This window comes from Halomonas mongoliensis (assembly GCF_052496345.1).
In genome coordinates this window covers 3,476,561-3,491,629 of record NZ_CP199288.1, presented here as the reverse complement: position 1 = coordinate 3,491,629, position 15,069 = coordinate 3,476,561, and the positions used below count along the sequence as shown (strand labels likewise).

Annotated in this window: 12 protein-coding genes; 4 read left to right on the top strand and 8 right to left on the bottom strand. The window is 69.6% G+C overall.

Translation table 11 applies throughout. The features are described 5' to 3' along the window. Position 1: 1 nt before the first annotated feature. Positions 2 to 589 carry a DUF3833 domain-containing protein gene (locus ACRYRV_RS16365; protein ID WP_309636341.1) on the top strand — a complete coding sequence of 196 codons (588 nt, stop codon included), beginning with the start codon at positions 2 to 4 and terminating at the stop codon, positions 587 to 589. Between the two features lie 42 nt (positions 590 to 631). Here ACRYRV_RS16365 and ACRYRV_RS16360 read toward each other — a convergent pair whose 3' ends face one another. The 4 genes from ACRYRV_RS16360 to gorA form a co-directional block, all read right to left on the bottom strand. Next, positions 632 to 1,027 (bottom strand): ectoine synthase, encoded by a 396-nt coding sequence (locus ACRYRV_RS16360; protein ID WP_309636342.1) that lies wholly within the window; start codon positions 1,025 to 1,027, stop codon positions 632 to 634. Between the two features lie 87 nt (positions 1,028 to 1,114). Next, positions 1,115 to 2,380, bottom strand: coding sequence for a diaminobutyrate--2-oxoglutarate transaminase (gene ectB / locus ACRYRV_RS16355; protein WP_253451889.1), 1,266 nt, complete (start codon positions 2,378 to 2,380; stop codon positions 1,115 to 1,117). A gap of 85 nt (positions 2,381 to 2,465) precedes the next feature. Beyond that, on the bottom strand, positions 2,466 to 3,044 hold the full coding sequence (gene ectA, locus ACRYRV_RS16350) for a diaminobutyrate acetyltransferase (RefSeq protein ID WP_253451892.1): 579 nt from the start codon (positions 3,042 to 3,044) through the stop codon (positions 2,466 to 2,468). 270 nt (positions 3,045 to 3,314) lie between these two features. Continuing rightward, the gene (gene gorA / locus ACRYRV_RS16345; RefSeq protein ID WP_444984451.1) at positions 3,315 to 4,694 is read right to left on the bottom strand and encodes a glutathione-disulfide reductase; all 1,380 of its coding nucleotides are present in this window, start codon (positions 4,692 to 4,694) and stop codon (positions 3,315 to 3,317) included. 169 nt (positions 4,695 to 4,863) lie between these two features. Here gorA and can point away from each other — a divergent pair, with 169 nt between their 5' ends. Then, the gene (gene can / locus ACRYRV_RS16340) at positions 4,864 to 5,517 is read left to right on the top strand and encodes a carbonate dehydratase (protein WP_309636345.1); all 654 of its coding nucleotides are present in this window, start codon (positions 4,864 to 4,866) and stop codon (positions 5,515 to 5,517) included. On the opposite strand, the gene ACRYRV_RS16335 is transcribed toward can, so the two are convergent. Next, positions 5,511 to 5,981 (bottom strand): cytochrome c, encoded by a 471-nt coding sequence (locus tag ACRYRV_RS16335; protein ID WP_444984452.1) that lies wholly within the window; start codon positions 5,979 to 5,981, stop codon positions 5,511 to 5,513. The two genes, can and ACRYRV_RS16335, sit on opposite strands and share 7 nt — an antisense overlap. Before the next feature lie 132 nt (positions 5,982 to 6,113). On the opposite strand from ACRYRV_RS16335, the gene pepQ reads away from it, so the two are divergent. Next, positions 6,114 to 7,409: a Xaa-Pro dipeptidase gene (pepQ, locus tag ACRYRV_RS16330; protein WP_444984453.1), complete on the top strand. Its 1,296-nt coding sequence runs from the start codon at positions 6,114 to 6,116 to the stop codon at positions 7,407 to 7,409. Positions 7,410 to 7,412: 3 nt separating this feature from the next. After that, positions 7,413 to 8,447, top strand: a complete 1,035-nt coding sequence (locus tag ACRYRV_RS16325; RefSeq protein WP_444984454.1) for a hydrolase — start codon at positions 7,413 to 7,415, stop codon at positions 8,445 to 8,447. Between the two features lie 184 nt (positions 8,448 to 8,631). On the opposite strand, the gene msrA is transcribed toward ACRYRV_RS16325, so the two are convergent. Genes msrA through tamA form a run of 3 tightly spaced genes read right to left on the bottom strand, consistent with a single transcriptional unit; the run spans position 8,632 to position 15,024 of the window. Beyond that, a complete protein-coding gene (gene msrA, locus ACRYRV_RS16320; protein WP_444984455.1) occupies positions 8,632 to 9,162 on the bottom strand; it encodes a peptide-methionine (S)-S-oxide reductase MsrA in 531 nt (176 codons plus the stop codon). A gap of 34 nt (positions 9,163 to 9,196) precedes the next feature. After that, on the bottom strand, positions 9,197 to 13,219 hold the full coding sequence (gene tamB / locus ACRYRV_RS16315; protein ID WP_444984456.1) for an autotransporter assembly complex protein TamB: 4,023 nt from the start codon (positions 13,217 to 13,219) through the stop codon (positions 9,197 to 9,199). Further along, a complete protein-coding gene (gene tamA, locus ACRYRV_RS16310; RefSeq protein ID WP_309636351.1) occupies positions 13,183 to 15,024 on the bottom strand; it encodes an autotransporter assembly complex protein TamA in 1,842 nt (613 codons plus the stop codon). The genes tamB and tamA overlap by 37 nt, the downstream gene beginning before the upstream one ends. Positions 15,025 to 15,069: the final 45 nt, after the last annotated feature.

Below are 15,069 nucleotides of genomic sequence, written 5' to 3'. Positions count from 1 at the left end.
CATGTATCGAAAGTTGCGCTCCTATCCGTTGACACTTCTCCTGCTGGCCCTGCCGCTGCTGCTGGTCGGCTGCAGCAGCGTGGATATCGACCGCTACGCGGGCACGACGCCTGAGCTCGATATCGGCGAGTACTTCGAGGGACGCACCCGCGCCTGGGGCATGGTCCAGGACTACCGCGGCGAGGTGCAGCGTCGCTTCGTGGTCGACATCGATGGCGAGCATGACGGCACCACCCTGGTCCTCGACGAGCACTTCACCTATGACGACGGCGAGACCGACCGCCGGGTCTGGAGCTTCGAACGCCAGGCCGACGGCCGCTGGGTCGGCAGCGCCAATGACGTCGAGGGCCCCGTGGAGGCGCGTCAGGCGGGTCACGCCTTTACCATGACCTACCGGCTCCCGGTGGAGGTCTCGGGCCGCGAGATCACCTTCACCATGGAGGACTGGATGTTCCTGCAGCCCGACGGTCGGCTGCTCAACCGCACCGACATGAGGAAATTCGGCATCACCCTGGCGCGGATCACCATCGTTTTCGAACGCCTCGGTGATGATTCGGGTCGCTTCGACGCAGACGCCCCCGACACCTGAGGTGCCGGGGGCGTCGAGGCGTGCCGTTCGAGCCGATCAGCTTCAGCTATCGTCGGCCGGCGCGTAGGAGCCATCCTCGCGGTGCACTTCCTTGCCGGTCAGGCCCGGCGTGAAGACGCAGGCCAGGTGCATGGTCTTGTGGGCGCGCAGCAGGTGCTCGTCATGCTGGTCGAGGATATAGATGTCGCCCGGCTTGATCGGCCAGATCTTGCCGTCGGCCAGGGTCTCCACCTCGCCCTCGCCTTCGATGCAGTAAACCGCCTCGAAGTGGTGCTTGTAGTGGATGTGGGTCTCGGTGCCTTCGTAGATCCGGGTAATATGGAAGGAGCAGTTGCCGCCGTCGTCGGCCAGGCTCAGGCGGGTGCTGTCCCAGTTGCCGTTCTCGGCCTTGACCAGGCGGTCGGTCTTGCGGCACTCCTCGAGATTGCGAACGATCATGTGATGTCTCCGTAAAAGATCCTGTCGGCCGGGCGCGCTCTGGCCCGACCGTCGTCACCTGCGGGGCTGCCCCCGCCGGTCAGCCTATCAGCTCAGCGCCTGGCGGGCGCTCTCCTCGAGAATATCCAGGCCCTGCTGGAGGTCCTCGTCGGTGATGGTCAGCGGGCAGAGACACTTGACCACTTCGCCATCCTGGCCGCTGGTCTCGATCACCAGGCCGTTCTCGAAGGCCTGATGGGTGATCTTGTCGGCGATCTCGCCGCTGCCCACGTCGATGCCGCGCATCAGGCCGCGGCCACGCTCGGAGGCCTCGATCCCCTGGCTGTTGAGCCAGCCGGCAATCTTCTGGAAGCGCTCGGCGACGATCTCGCCCTTGCGCTGCACGTCGCGCTCGAAGGCGTCGTCGCGCCAGTAGTGGTTCAGCGCCGCGGCGGCGGTGGTAAAGGCCAGGGCGAAGCCGCGGAAGGTGCCGTTGTACTGACCCGGCTTCCAGGCGTCCAGCTCCGGGCGCATCAGCACCTGGGCGAACGGCAGGCCGAGGCCCGACAGCGACTTGGAGTTGGTGACGATGTCCGGCACCACCTCGGCGTGCTCGAAGCTGAAGAACTTGCCGGTGCGGCCACAGCCCGCCTGGATGTCGTCGACGATCAGCAGGATATCGTGGGCGCGACAGATCTGCTCGAGGCGCTTGAGCCACTCGGTGCCGCAGGCGTTGATGCCGCCCTCCCCCTGCACGGTCTCGACGATGACGCCGGCCGGCACATCGAGGCCGCCGGACTTGTCGTTCAGCAGCTTCTCGAAGTAGTTCAGGGTATCGGCGCCGTCACCCAGGTAGCCGTCGTAAGGCAGGAAGGTGCCGCCCACGGTGGGCACGCCGCCGGTGGCCTCGCGGAACTTGCGGTTGCCGGTGGTGGCCAGCGCCCCCATGGTCACGCCGTGGAAGCCGTTGGTGAAGGTGACGATGTTATGGCGACCCTTGGCGTTGCGTGCCAGGCGGATGGCCGCCTCCACGGCGTTGGTGCCGGTGGGCCCGGGAAACTGCACCTTGTAGTCGAGGCCGCGGGGCTTGAGGATCACCTCCTCCAGGGTCTCGAGGTAGTGGCGCTTGGCCTCGGTCCAGAAGTCCAGGCCGTGGATGATGTTGTCCTCGGCCAGGTACTCCAGCAGAGCCTGCTTGATCTTCGGGTTGTTGTGGCCGTAGTTGAGGGTGCCGGCACCGGCCAGGAAGTCGATGTACTCGCGGCCGTTCTCGTCGGTCAGGCGGGCGTTGCTGGCCTTGGTGAAGACCACCGGGAAAGAGCGGGAATAGGTGCGAACGTCGGATTCCATGCGTTCGAGAATCTGGGTCTGCATGTGCGACCTCCTGTCGGTAGGAAAAGATGGACGTGGGAAAGCGTTGGCGGGCCGCGGGGCCCACCAGCGCATCACCAAAGCGGGATCAGATGCGATCGGTCTGGAAGGGACCGATGCGCACCAGGTTCTCCGGGTCGTGCTCGCCACCGAGCTGGTCGGTGGAGAAGTACTCGCGGCTGTTGAGCGGCGCCTGCCAGCGATCGGCAAGGCGACGGAACAGCCCCCAGGAGGCCTGGTTGTCAGGCGTGATGGTGGTCTCGAGGTGATGCACCTCGGCCAGTTCGGGACGGGACATGACGGCCTCGACCAGGCGGCGGGCCAGGCCGGTACCGCGGGCCTTCTCACCCACGGCCACCTGCCAGAGGAAGTAGGTGTCGGGGGCGTTGCTCTTCACATAGCCGGAGACGAAGCCGACGATTTCGCCCTCCTCGTCGGTGGCAACCGCACAGGTGTCGCGGAACTGGGTCGCCAGCAGCAGATAGGCGTAGGCGGAGTTGACATCCAGCGGCGGGCAGGACTTGACCAGCTCGTAGATCCCCCAGCCGTCATCGGGGTTGGGCTTGCGAATGAAAAGCGAGGTGGTTTCCGCGCCGACCACGGCGTCAGCCACGCTGGGGCGGGCCAGGTCGGCGGAGGGAGTGAAGGGTTCGCTTGTTGGCATCATGGGCAGGTTTCGCTGTGCGAATTTGAGGACGAGTATACCAGCGGCCGCCGATAAATCAAATTGGCGGTTATTTTGGCAAGCCAAATCCATAACATAAAATTATGCATTGGCCGCTACGGCGCAGCACAAATCGCTCTCGGCCGGCTTCGGCACGCGGCAATCGCCTGCCACTGGCCGCCTCCCTGCAGTCTAGTCCAGCCCCGGGAGCCGCGCCGCAAACGCGATCGGGCCACCCGAAGGTGGCCCGATCGGCGACGTCTGCCCTGCCCCTCAGCGCCGGGTCGGCGTGCGCAGGGTGACGAACTCCTCGGCGCCGGTGGGATGGATCCCCACGGTGGCATCGAAGTCGGCCTTGGTGAGACCGGCACGCACGGCGATGGCGATGCCCTGGATCACCTCGCCGGCCTCCTCGCCCACCATATGCGCTCCCACCACCACGTCGCTTGCGTCGTCCACGATCAGCTTCATCAGGCAGCGCTCCTGGCTGCCCGAGAGGGTGTGCTTCATGGGACGAAACTCGGTGGCATAGACCCGTATCGCCCCGCACTGCGCCCGGGCCTGCTCCTCGGAGAGCCCCACGGTGCCGATATTGGGATGGCAGAACACCGCCGTGGCGATGTTGCGGTAGTCCAGCGGCGCCGTCGGCGGCGTCTCGCTGAAGTGGTGGGCCACCAGGTGCATCGCCTCGGCCAGGGCCACCGGCGTCAGCTCGGGACCGCCGGTGACGTCGCCCAGCGCCAGGATGGAGGGCAGCGAGGTCTCGAAGCGCTCGTTGACCCGGATATGGCCTCTCTCGGTGAGCTCGATCCCCAGGGCGTCGAGACCCAGCCCCTCGAGGTGCGGCCGGCGCCCGGTGGCGGCCAGCACGGCGTCCACCTCCAGCACTTCGCCGCTGGTCAGGGTGACCGCCAGGCCGCCCTCGACCCGCTCGATGCGCTCCACGTTGGTCTCGAAGTGCAGGTTGACGCCCTTGGCGGCCATCTGGTCCCGGGTAAATTCGCGTACCTGCTGGTCGAAGCCGCGCAGGAAGAGCTCCCCGCGGTAGATCAGGTGGGTATCGCTGCCCAGGCCGTTGAAGATGCTGGCGAACTCCACCGCGATATAGCCGCCCCCCAGCACCAGGAAGCGCTCCGGGAAGTGCGCCAGGTCGAACACCTCGTTGGAGGTCAGCGCAAGCTCGCTGCCCGGAAACTCGGGGACGAAGGGCCAGCCGCCTACCGCCACCAGGATCTTGCTGGCGCTGTGCCGCTCGCCGGCCACCTCCACGGTGTGGGCGTCGATGACCCGGGCGCGCCCGTTGATCAGACGCACACCGGCGCCCTCCAGCAGGCGGCCATAGATGCCGTTGAGGCGCTTGATCTCCCCCACCTTGTTGTCCCGCAGGGTGGCCCAGTCGAAGCGCGGCGCCTCGGCGAGCTGCCAGCCGAAGCCGCCGGCGTCCTCGAAGGCGTCATGGAAGTGGGCCGCGTAGGAGTAGAGCTTCTTGGGTACGCAGCCCACGTTGACGCAGGTGCCGCCAAGGTAGCGGTCCTCGGCCACGGCGACCCTGGCGCCGGTGGCCGCCGCGGTGCGGGCCGCGCGTACGCCGCCGGAACCGGCGCCGATCACGAAGAGGTCCCAGTCATACTGGGCAGCGGTAGTCTCGGACACGGGATTCTCCTGTTGCCTGGGGCCAGCGCGGCCCCTTCCATCGTGGCGGCATGATAGCAGCCGGGGCGTCCGCTCGGCAGGCGTCGATTTGACCCACGGAGGCGACTCCGGGTACAAAACCCGCCATTCGTCGCATGGCGCCCCCATCACCACCGCGAGATCCCCTGGAATGAAGCATGAAATCGAAGGCCTGCTGGAGAACAATCGCCGCTGGGCCGCGCAGGTGCAGCGTGACGATCCGGCCTTCTTCAGCCGGCTGTCGCAGCAGCAGAATCCTGACTACCTCTGGATCGGCTGCTCCGACAGCCGGGTGCCGGCCAATCAGATCATTTCCCTGCCTCCCGGCGAGGTCTTCGTGCACCGCAACGTGGCCAACCTGGTCCACCAGAATGACCTCAACGTCCTCTCGGTGCTGCAGTACGCCATCGAGATGCTGGGCGTGCGCCACATCATGGTGGTGGGCCACTACGGCTGCGGAGGGGTCAAGGCGGCGGTCGCCGGCGGCGACAACGGCATGGTGGATATCTGGCTGCACTCCGTACGCGAGCTCTACAGCCAGCACCGCCAGTCACTGGCTTCGCTGCCGCTTAACGAGCAGGTGGATCGCATGTGCGAGCTTAACGTCGAGGCCCAGGTGAGAAACCTCTCGCGCACCAAGATCATCCAGCACGCCTGGCAGCGTGGTCAGCAGGTTTCGGTGCACGGCTGGGTCTACGGCCTGGCGGATGGCCGGGTCAAGGACCTGGGCTGCACCATCTCCGGCCTCGACCAGGCCGAGGCCCTCTATCGCATCGAGGACCTCTCACCGGCCCCGGCTCAGTAGCGATAGCGACGGTGACAGCTGCGACAGCTCAGGCTGAGATCGGACAGCTCCCGAGTGGCCAGCCGGTAATCCTCGGCCTCGGCCGCCTCCCGCAGCGCCGCTACCCGAGCCTCCAGGTCGGCAAAGCCGGCCTCGAACGCCTCCCACTCCTCCCAGATCAGCGGGCGTGCCTCGGAGCCCCGGCCGTGGCTGCCCTCGATAAAGGCCGGCAGCAGGTGCTCGCCGCTGGCGCGCTCGGCCAGCTCCGCCAGGCGCGGCTCGGCGCCTCGGGCGTCGCGGTTGTTGACCAGGTCGAAGCGCAGCTGACGCACCAGGCGCTCGATTCCCTTGAGCTCCTCCCGGCGCCAGGTCACGGCATGGCGCGCCTCCTCGAAGCGGGGCGTCGCCCCGTTATCGGGGGCCTGGGCCTGGAGCGGGGCCGAGAGCATCAGGGTCAGGGCAACGATCAGCGATGTGCGCAGCATGGGCGTCAGTACCTCCTCGATCTGTCACGAAGTGCGCATAATGCCAGCCAGGGGAGGCGCTGTCTGCCCTGCCCGCCCGTCGACCGGGAGGCTACACTGGACGAACGGCAGCCCCTAGGAAGAGACTCTCCCATGTCACAAGCTGATTCGCTGCAGCTGGCCCACCTCCATCGCCTGGAGCAGGACTATGCCGCTCTCCTGGGTCGGCACGGCTTCGACGGCGTGCTGCTCTTCAGCGGCCGGCCGGCGCGCCACCACGGCGACGACCAGTTCGCAAGCTTCGCCGCCTTCGGCCACTTCGTGCACTGGACCGGCCAGGCGCAGCTCGCCCACAGCTGGCTGCTGATCCGCCCGGGCGAGGCCCCCACCCTCTTCCTGCACGCGCCCGACGACTTCTGGCACCTGCCGGCTCGGCTCCCCGACGAGCCCTGGGTGGCCCGCTTCCGGCTCGAACCCCGGGCGACAGAGGCGCCTCCCGCCCTGCCCCCTGGCCGCTACGCGGTGGTGGGAGACGTGACCGCCGCCGAGGCCGAAGCCCTGGGGGCCGAGGCCAACCCGCCGGCGCTGCTGGCCGGCCTTGACGAGCTGCGGGTGCGCAAAAGCGACTACGAGGTGGCCTGCCTGCGCGAGGCCAACCGGCGCGCCATGGCGGGCCACCTGGCCGCCCGAGAGGCCTTCCTGGGCGGCGGCGCCGAGCTCGATATCCAGCTCGCCTACCTGGGCGCCGCCCGTCAGCGGGAGAGCCAGCTGCCCTACGCCAATATCGTCGGCCTGAATGCCCACGGCGGCGTGCTCCACTATCAGCACTATGACCTCGCGCCACCGGGACGAGCCCGGAGCCTGCTGCTGGATGGCGGCTGTCGCCACCGGGGCTACTGCGCCGACATCACCCGCACCTGGCCCGGCAGCGATGCCCTTCCCGAATTCGCCCCGCTGATTCAGGGCGTGACGACCCTGCAGCAGCGCCTGATCGACCGGCTGGCGCCGGGCGTCAGCTATGTGGCGCTCCACGAGCGGATGCACGAGGAGCTCGCGACGCTGCTGGTGGCCCATGGGCTGGTCGACGCCTCACCCGAGGCGGTGCTGGCTAGCGGCCTGACCCGCGCCTTCTGCCCCCATGGCCTGGGCCACCTGCTCGGCGTGCAGGTCCACGACGTCGCCGGTCGCGTCGCCTCCGACGGGAGCCCCCTGCCGCCCCCGAGCGACCACCCCGCCCTGCGCCTGACCCGTACGCTCGAGGCCGGCATGGTGGTCACCATGGAGCCGGGGCTCTATGTGATTCCCATGCTGCTGGCGCCCCATCGCCACCGCCACGAGGTCAACTGGGCGCTGGTAGAGCGCCTGGCCGACCACGGCGGCATCCGCATCGAGGACAATGTGCTGGTGACCGGTGAGGGTCCCGTCAACCTGACGCCCCGGGAGCCCTGAGCCATGAGCGGCAGGCTGCATCGCGCCGATTTCACCCCCCCGGCGGGGCTGGCCAACTGCCATGTGCAGACCCTGTTGCCTCGGCTGCTGCCCCGTCGGCGCCTGCCCCACCGCTGGGAGTGCCTGACGCTGCCCGACGGCGACTTCGTGGAGCTGACCTGGGTGACCCCCGGGCCGGAGGACGAGGCGGCACCGCTCTTCCTGCTCTTTCACGGCCTGGAGGGCTCCTTCGCCTCCCCCTACGCCCGGGAGCTGCTGGGATCTGCCACGGACCTGGGCTGGCGAGCGGTGATGATGCACTTTCGCGGCTGCGGTCGCGCCCCCAACCGCCTGCCCCGCGCCTATCACAGCGGTGACACCGCCGACGCCTACTGGGTGATCGGCCAGCTGGCCAGGCGCTACCCGCGCGCCCTCAAGGTGGCGGCGGGGGTCTCCCTTGGGGCCAACATGCTGGTCAAGCTGGTGGCGGAACAGGGCGGTGACGGCCTGGACCTGGCTGGCGCCATCGCCATCAGTGCTCCCCTGGACCTCGCCGCCAGTGCCGACTGCCTGCAGCAGGGCTTCGCCCGGGTCTACCAGCGTCACCTGCTCGCCTCCCTGAAGGCTCGGGCGGCGGCGCGCCTCGACGACTTTCCCCTGGCGCTCGACGCCAGAACGCTGGGCGCCCTGGCCAGCCTGCGCGACTACGATGATCGGGTCACGGCCCCGCTGCACGGCTTTCGCGACGCCGACGACTACTACCGACGCGCCTCGGCCGGCCGCTGGCTCGGTGAGCTGGAGCTGCCGACCCTGGTCCTCCACGCCGAGGATGACCCCTTCATGCCGGCGGACCTCTTTGCCCGCCTCCCCGCCCCGGGCGATGCCGTGCACGTGGAGCTCTCCGCCCGGGGCGGGCACGTGGGCTTCGTGGAGTGGCGGGAGGGCCGGCTGCGCTCCTGGCTGGCACGCCGGGTAGCCCGCCAGCTCAGGGAGTGGGCATCCACCTATGCGCCGACCAGCGGCCGGCGCACCGGGGCCAGGGGCCTCCACTCTCCCTAGGAGCCTGTCGGACTTAACGCTGATCTGCTACGAACCCCGGGCTTTCGGCCAATTTCATTCGATCTGATTCGTTAAATAGCGCGCTATTCGCCTCACCAGATCGATAAACTTGTCTCGAAATCCGTGTTCCTCGCGACGATCGGTCAAATCCGACAGGCTCCTAGGCGAGGGACCGCAAGGGCCGCTACCCCTTGAGGCGATGGCCGAAGGTCCGGACCAGCTTGTGGCGCTTGGGGGGAATCACGAACTGGCAGTAGGCGTTGCCGGGGTTCTTGGTGAAATAGTCCTGATGATAGGACTCGGCGGGGTAGAAGCGATCCAGCGGACGCACCTCGGTGACGATGGGGTCCGCGTAGTCGCTTTCGAGCTCGGCGATCATCTCCCGCGCCTGGCGCTCCTGAGCCTCGTCAAGGGTATAGATCGCCGAGCGGTACTGGGTCCCCACATCGTTGCCCTGGCGGTTGAGGGTGGTCGGATCATGCAGGGTGAAGAAGATCGTCAGCAGCTCCCGAAAGCCGATCACCTCCGGGTCGTAGCTGAGCTCCACCACCTCCGCATGGCCGGTCTCGCCCCGACAGACCGCCTCATAGGTCGGGGTGGGGTCATCGCCGCCCGCATAGCCGCAGACGACCTCCTCCACCCCTTCTACCAGGCGGAAGGTGGCGTCCAGACACCAGAAGCAGCCGCCGCCCAGCACGCAGGTTTCCATCGCCATCTTGGGTTCCTCCCGGGGTATGTCGCATCGTGGTTCATTCATCGGGGATCCTCGGCGGCTTGCCGGGCCGGCTGAAGGCGTAGACCAGGTCCACCGCCTGAGCCGCGCCGGAGACCGCCTGCAGGTAGAGGTTGCGCCACAGGGTATAGCGTAGCGTCAACTCGGCAATGGGCGAGAAGACCCCTACCCCGTAGCTGATGCGCAGGTCGTCGGTGAGCTGGCCGGTGACCACCACCTGGCTCTCCTCGCCGGTGCCGGCGGTCTCCAGGGCCAGGTCGGAGATGCCGAAGGCCTCGCCGATGGCGCCCACGGCGCCGCCGGTCTGCCCCAGGGTCAGGCCGATCAGCGCCTGGGTCAGGGCCCCATCGGCATCGCCGGCCTCCGGGGCACGGCCGCGCAGCAGGTAGGAGAGTGCCCGGGCCTCGTCCATGGCCGGCTCGGAGAAGACCCTGAGCTGGGGCTCGGCGGCGGTGCCGCTCACCCGCAGGCCGGCGATCACGCCGTCCTGGGTCACGTTGGGGTTGCGGATCGCCTCGAAGCTGAGCAGCGGCTGGTCGGGAGGGCCGCTGAAGAGCAGCTGTCCCTCGCGAATCAGCAGATCCTGGCCATAGGCGCGGAAGCGCCCATCCACCAGGCTGACGTCGCCGAAGAGCTGAACCGGACCGCTCTGCTGGCGCACCTCCAGGGTGCCCGAGAGGCCCGACTCCAGGCCGTAGGCCGAGAGCTGCATGTCCGGCCCGAGGCGCAGGTTGAGCTGCACATCCACCGCCATGCCGGCCTGGGCCAGGGCCTGGGCGGCGTCCTCCCCCGGTTCCCCCTCGGCCCGCTCGGCGGCGCGCTCGGCCGCCCGGCGGGCGCGCTCCTCGTCGCGGCGGGTAATGATGATCTCGTCGGGGCTCGGTGCCACCGCCGAGGCCGGCAGCTCGCCGATCTCCAGCCGCGCCCAGGGAACCCGCACCTCGCCGCGCACCTGCAGCAGCGCGGGCGTCACCCTTACCGTCATGTCCGGCGCGATGCGCAGACGCCCGAAGGCCGGCAGCACCGCCAGCAGCGGCCGGTCGCGACCGTCCAGGGCGATATCGATGCGCCAGTCGTCGGGGCTGGGCCAGGCGGCGTCGCCGCGAATGGCCAGGCGGCCCTCCTCGGCGGCGATAAAGCCGTCGATGCGGCCCTGGTCTCCGGCCAGCTCCACGGCGACCTCGCCATCGCGCACCTCCAGGGGGATATCGATGCCGCGCAGGCGCAGCCCGTCCAGGCCGATCCGCCCGTTGAGGGCCGGCGCCTCGGCGGTCCCGCTGATCGCCACCTGCCCCTCCAGGCGCCCCTCCAGGGTCTCCATGCCGGCCACCAGGGTGCGGTAGCGGTCGAGGCGCAGGCCGTCCAGGGTCAGTCGGCCATCCAGTCCTCCGCTCTCGATCGGGTCATCGATGGCCAGCACCAGGCCGACCCGGCCCGCCTCGGCCAGGGCCAGGTCGACGTCGATCTCGGCTCGGGCCGGCGTGGCCGAGACCTCCGCGGTCAGCCGCGAGGCGGGCAGCGACCAGGGCTGGCCGTAGGCATCCAGGCCCTCCAGGGCCAGCTCGCTTGCCAGGCGCAGGTCGGCCTGCCAGGCGCTGCCGCCCTGGCGCCACTCGGCGACCAGGTCGAGCTCGCTGCCGCCGTCAAGGGTCCACTCCTCGGGCACGAAGGGCTCCAGCAGCGACATGGGCAGTTCACGCAGGCTCAGGGCGGCGCGACCGCTGTCGGCGGAGGCCTGGAGCGGCTCCTCCAGGCAGAGGAGCCCGCCCTGCACCCGACGCAGGCAGAAGGGTTGCGCCGTGACGCTTCCACCCGGCAGGTCGGCCGCGAAGACGAGGGGCTGGTCCAGCCTCAGCTCGCCCTGGTCGGCGTCCACGTCCAGGGTCGAGAGAGTGCCGCGATAGGCCTCCCGCGCCGCGTCCATGCCGCCCTCCAGCACCAGGGCCGCCCGGGAGAGCGGCATGCCGCGGCCGGCCTGGGCCGCCAGGGTCAGGCGATGCTCGGAGAGGCGACCGTCGAGGCCCAGGGCGATCTCGCTGAAGCGCTGTCCGGCCGCATTCAGGCGGTCGATCTCCAGGCTGACCGCCAGGCTCGGGTCCTCGATGCCGCTCACGTCGGCGTCCAGGCGCAGCGCCTCGAGGCGATGCTCCGCGAAGGCCAGGTTGCTCCCGTCCAGGCTGAGCTCGAGCTGGGGGGCCTCCAGGCTGCCACCGGCGCTGAAGCGCCCGGCCAGGGTCCCGGAGAGCGCCTCATGGAGGTTCGCCAGGGCCGGGAAGTCCAGCTCGCCTGCCAGGTCGATGGCGGCCTCGCTGACGCGGCCAGCCGCGGTCAGCCGGTTATCACCCTGACGGAAGTCCAGGGTCTCGATGGCCCAGCGCATCTCGCTGTCCCCCTCCAGGCGGGCCTGGAGAGAGAGCGGCAGTGACTGCAGCTCGCCTGAGATGGCCAGCCGGGGCACCGCCAGCCGCCACCCCTCGACCTCCTGCACGAAGCTCGCCTCGAGATCGCCATCCAGGCGGCCATCGAGGCCCTCCACGAAACGGCCGGGCTCCACCCGATCCAGCCGCGCGACGGCCGACACCGCCAGGGCTTCGGCCCAGTCCACGCGGCCGCGGGTCACCACGGAGCCGCCGGCGAGGCTCACCGACAGGGGCGTCCAGGCGAAGTGCTCGAGATCCCCGCTGCCGGTTAGGGCGACGCGGGTGTAGGGCACCTCGGGGCCCTCCACCATGAGCGAGGCGGCGATCCGATAGCCGGTCAGGCTGCCCTCGGCACGCAGGGCCAGTGACTCCACCAGCCAGGGCTCGGCGGGCGACTCGTCCTCGGACACCGCGGCGGCGCCGGGCAGCGGCCACTGCAGCAGGTCGCTGGTCAACGAAGCGCTAAAGGGCAGCGTCGGCGCCAGGGCATCGAGGCGCGCATCGAAGGCGGCATTGACCGGCCCGGCCAGCTCGAGCCTGACCAGCAGCTCGGCGAGGTCACCGTCCAGGGCCAGGTCGATGCGCTGACCGGCGAGTTCGGGCAGCTGGTCGGGGAGCCAAAGGGCGCCCTGCAGGCGGGCCTGAAGGGGATAGTCGTCGCGCAGCTCGACCCGCGCCTCGAGGCGGGCATCGGCGTCCCGGCTGGCCACCTCCAGGGGGTGGAGCTGTACGTCATGGCCTCGGGCGGAGAGGGTCAGCGCCAGGCGCTCGATGCCGTACTCCACGGCCCCCTCCAGGCGGGCGTCTTCCACCAGCAGCTCCCGCGCCTCCAGCTGCAGCGGCAGCCGGATCTCGGGCAGCTCCCGACGGGGCTGCTCGTCCAGCGGCAGCGCGGCGAGCCCCTCGAGCTCCGCGGCCATCTCGGCGGGCAGCGGGGACTGTACGGCGATGGCGGCGTCGATGGCCTCGGAGGCAAGGCGGGGCCCGTCGTGCTGGGCCTCGCTCAGGGCAAGCTGGGCTCCCGGTGACAGCGGCAGCAGCACACGCAGGCCGGCGAGGCGCGTCGGCAGCAGCTCGACCCGCGATCCCTCGGCGACGGCACCGGTGGTGAAACTCTCCCAGCGCAGTCGGGTGCCATCGGCCAGGGCGACCTCGACATCGGTGAGGGCCAGGGCGCGCAGCTCGACGGGAAAGGGCAGCCGGAGCTCCTCCAGGGGCTCCCCGCCGCTCTCCTCGGCCGCCTCGTCCCTCTCGCCCGCCGCCAGGCGGATGCGCGCCCCCTCCACCGCCAGGGTATCCAGACAGAGCCGGCCGTCGAGCAGGCAGTCGTCAGCCCAGGCCAGCTCGATGCGGGAGGCGGCGACGCTGGCAGGCCCCGCCTCGAGCTTGAGGCCGTTCAGCACCAGGCGGTCCAGCGGCGCTCCCTCATGGCTCTCCAGCTGGTAGAACCCCTGGCGCGCCCCGGCGTCGAGCAGCAGCCCGGTGCCCCAGGGAGAGAGCGCCAGGCCCAGGGCCAGAACGACCAGCCCGAACAGGGTGATCGGCAGCAGGAACAGCAGGCGGAACAGGGCCCAGAAGAAGGTCAGAACTCTGGACCGATGGCGAAGTGAAGGCGCCACGCATTGTCCTCATCGTCGAAGGGGTGAGCGATATCGAAGCGGATCGGGCCGACCGGGGAGATCCAGCGCACGCCGAGGCCGGCGCCGGTGTTGAGGTCGTCGGGGCCCCAGTCGTCGAAGGCGTCACCGGTGTCCACGAAGGCGGCCCCCCACCAGCTGCCGGTCAGGCGACGCTGGAGCTCCACGCTGGCGGTGAGCAGCTGCTGGCCGCCGGTGAGCCGGCCCTCCTCGTTGCGCGGCGAGAGGCTCTCATAGCCGTAGCCGCGGACGCTGCGGTCGCCGCCGGCGAAGAAGCGCAGCGAGGGAGGCACCTTGCCGAAGTCATCGGTCTCGATGGCGCCGATGCCCACGCCGGTCACCAGCCGGGTATCGTCGCCGAACATGCGGATCCACTGAGTCTCGCCGGTCATGCGCAGGAAGTCGGCGTCGGAGCCCCAGAGGCCGTCCGAGACCTCGAAGGCGATGCGCTGCCGGTCTCCCCAGTCGGGGAAGGTCGGGTTACGGGTCCGGGTGCGCGACCAGCTGATGCCGGGGTAGAGGATCAGTACCTGCTCGGCGTCGCCCCCCTGGGTAAAGTCCTCGTAGGTGCTGCGCACATAGAGGGTCTGCACCCAGCGGTTCTCGAACTCCCAGCGCCGGGCCGCCTCCACGGTGGCCTCCAGGGAGCGAGTGTCCTTGTTGTCCCGGTGGCGCAACCCGTACTGGAAGCGGTAGCTGTCGCGCAGCGGGTCCTCGAGGGGCATGCTGTAGACCCCGGAAAAGCGCTGCTCGGGGGCCGAGAGGAAGAGGTCATGGTCCAGGCCGTGACCGTAGCGATTGATCCAGGGCTGCTCCCAGGAGAAGCGCAGCCTGGGCCCCACGTCGGTGGCGTAGCCCACACCGACTTCGAACTGGTGGCGGTCGGCCGGCGTCAGGGCGATATCGATGGGCACCTCCGGCGGCCCGCGGCGGACCACGGCGCTGGCAGCGTCCACCGCGGCCATCTCGAGTCTGGGGCCAGCCTCTTCCACGGCACCGGCATCGAGCTCGGCCAGGAAGCCCTCGGCCTCGGCCTCCTGGAGCAGCGCCTCGCCCTCGATCAGGCGCGGCCGCACGGTGATGGAGCCGAACCAGCCGCTCTGGCCCAGGCGCTGGTTGTAGCGGGCCAGCTCGCCGGCCAGGTAAGGGTCCCCCGGCGCGAAGGTCAGCATGTTGCGCAGCCGGTCGGTCTCGATATGGCTGCCACGGATGCTGACGTCCCCGAAGCGGTAGCGGGGCCCGCTGTCCAGGGCCAGATAGAGCCGGGCGCTCTCGGCGAAGGGGCGCACCTCCATGCGGCGATCGGTAAAGCGCCAGTCGAAGTAGCCCCGCTCCAGGGCGAGGTTGGCGAGTCGGCTGCGCAGCCGGTCGTAGGGCGCGTGGACCAGGGGGTCTCCCTGGGCCAGGGGGAAGGCGTCGATGGCCTCCTGAAAGGGCGGGTCTTCCCGGGAGTCCCCGGCCAGGGTGAAGTCGATCCGTTCGATGGTCACCCGGGGGCCAGGCTCGATGACCAGCTCCACGTGACGCGGCGGATCCCGGTCGTCCAGGCGCAGCTGGATATCGGGCTCGTAGTAGCCGTAGACCCGCATGGCCTCCCGGGCACGGCGCTGGGTCTCGCCCTCTACCCGGGTGCGGCTGAACTGCTCGGGGTCCAGGTCGTCCAGATAGTGGCGGATGTTGGCGGCGACGTCGCCCTCGATTCCCTCGATGCGCACGTCCAGCGCGGCCGCCCAGCCCGGCAGGAGGGCGAGGCCGGCCGCCAGAGTCGCAGCCCTCAGGCGTATCATTCCACGATTCTCCATCTCTCCACGCCTTGCTCAGTGCGACTCATT

What these genes read in the sequence shown, in the direction of transcription:
- ACRYRV_RS16365 (WP_309636341.1), top strand. Translation starts at nt 2, where the DNA reads ATGTATCGAAAGTTGCGCTCCTATCCGTTGACACTTCTCCTGCTGGCC.
- ACRYRV_RS16360 (WP_309636342.1), bottom strand. Translation starts at nt 1,027, where the DNA reads ATGATCGTTCGCAATCTCGAGGAGTGCCGCAAGACCGACCGCCTGGTC.
- ectB (WP_253451889.1), bottom strand. Translation starts at nt 2,380, where the DNA reads ATGCAGACCCAGATTCTCGAACGCATGGAATCCGACGTTCGCACCTAT.
- ectA (WP_253451892.1), bottom strand. Translation starts at nt 3,044, where the DNA reads ATGATGCCAACAAGCGAACCCTTCACTCCCTCCGCCGACCTGGCCCGC.
- can (WP_309636345.1), top strand. Translation starts at nt 4,864, where the DNA reads ATGAAGCATGAAATCGAAGGCCTGCTGGAGAACAATCGCCGCTGGGCC.
- ACRYRV_RS16335 (WP_444984452.1), bottom strand. Translation starts at nt 5,981, where the DNA reads ATGCTGCGCACATCGCTGATCGTTGCCCTGACCCTGATGCTCTCGGCC.
- pepQ (WP_444984453.1), top strand. Translation starts at nt 6,114, where the DNA reads ATGTCACAAGCTGATTCGCTGCAGCTGGCCCACCTCCATCGCCTGGAG.
- ACRYRV_RS16325 (WP_444984454.1), top strand. Translation starts at nt 7,413, where the DNA reads ATGAGCGGCAGGCTGCATCGCGCCGATTTCACCCCCCCGGCGGGGCTG.
- msrA (WP_444984455.1), bottom strand. Translation starts at nt 9,162, where the DNA reads ATGGCGATGGAAACCTGCGTGCTGGGCGGCGGCTGCTTCTGGTGTCTG.
- tamA (WP_309636351.1), bottom strand. Translation starts at nt 15,024, where the DNA reads ATGATACGCCTGAGGGCTGCGACTCTGGCGGCCGGCCTCGCCCTCCTG.